The sequence below is a fragment of the Streptomyces sp. NRRL WC-3626 genome, from assembly GCF_000718785.1.
Lineage (GTDB): Bacteria > Actinomycetota > Actinomycetes > Streptomycetales > Streptomycetaceae > Streptomyces > Streptomyces edwardsiae.
Window position 1 is genome coordinate 1 of the sequence record NZ_JOCA01000050.1, and the last position, 1,374, is coordinate 1,374.

The window sequence follows — 1,374 nt, forward strand, 5'->3', positions numbered from 1 at the left end:
GGCAGCGAGGAATACCTCGACAGCGAGAAATACCAGCTCCGCACCCGCGACTGGGAAACCGCCGAACGCCAGGGCACCACCCTCAGCCCCCTCATCACCAAGCTCAACACCATCCGCCGCGCCCATCCCGCGCTCCACCGGCTCAGGAACCTGCGCTTCCACCGGACGGACAACGACTCCGTCATCGCGTACAGCAAGCGCAGTGGCTCCGACGTCGTGCTCGTGGTCGCCAACCTCGACCCGCACCACCCCCAGCAGGCCACGGTCTCCCTCGACATGCCGCAACTCGGCCTGCAACGGCACGAGTCGGTACCGGTCCGGGACGAGCTCACCGGCGAGACCTACCACTGGGGCAGCGACAACTACGTGCGCCTTGAGCCGGGGCGGGCCCCCGCGCACGTTCTGCACGTCCAGCGACCGCCCGCCGCACAGCGAAACGGAGGGCCAGGAACGCCATGACCGTGAACGAGCCAGTGCCGGACACCTTCGAGGACACCCCGGTCAGGGACCGGGACCCGGAGTGGTTCAAGCGTGCCGTCTTCTACGAGGTGCTCGTCCGCTCCTTCCAGGACAGCGACGGTGACGGCATCGGCGACCTGAAGGGTCTGACCGCAAAGCTGGACTATCTGCAGTGGCTGGGCGTCGACTGCCTGTGGCTGCCGCCCTTCTTCAAGTCCCCGCTGCGGGACGGCGGCTACGACGTCGCCGACTACACCGTGGTTCCAGGAGTCGCGCAAGGACCCCACCGGTCCCTACGGCGACTTCTACGTCTGGGCGGACGACGACAAGGGGTATCCGGACGCGCGGATCATCTTCGTCGACACCGAGGCGTCCAACTGGACGTACGACCCGGTACGGGGGCAGTACTACTTCCACCGCTTCTTCTCCCATCAGCCGGACCTCAACTACGAGAACCCGCGCGTGCAGGAGGAGATCCTGGCGGCCCTGCGTTTCTGGCTGGACCTGGGCATCGACGGCTTCCGGCTGGACGCGGTGCCGTACCTCTACGCGCAGGAGGGCACCAACTGCGAGAACCTGCCCGCCTCGCACGCCTTCCTGAAGCGGGTGCGCAAGGAGATCGACACCCAGTACCCGGACACGGTGCTGCTCGCGGAGGCCAATCAGTGGCCGGAGGACGTGGTCGACTACTTCGGCGACTACGCGGCCGGCGGCGACGAGTGCCACATGGCGTTCCACTTCCCGGTGATGCCGCGCATCTTCATGGCCGTACGGCGTGAATCGCGCTACCCCGTCTCCGAGATCCTCGCCAAGACACCCGCCATCCCCTCCGGCTGCCAGTGGGGCATCTTCCTGCGCAACCACGACGAGCTGACCCTGGAGATGGTCACCGACGAGGAACGCGACTACATGTGG

General features: G+C 66.9%; 1 protein-coding gene and 1 pseudogene. Both read left to right on the plus strand.

The features are described 5' to 3' along the window. The coding region (locus IF28_RS0135735; RefSeq protein ID WP_030229573.1) for an alpha-1,4-glucan--maltose-1-phosphate maltosyltransferase at positions 1-459 on the plus strand (459 nt) is incomplete at its 5' end. Continuing rightward, positions 456-1,374 (plus strand): annotated as a pseudogene (locus IF28_RS36790) (alpha-amylase family glycosyl hydrolase); the annotation flags it as partial. The gene IF28_RS0135735 and the pseudogene IF28_RS36790, both read left to right, overlap by 4 nt.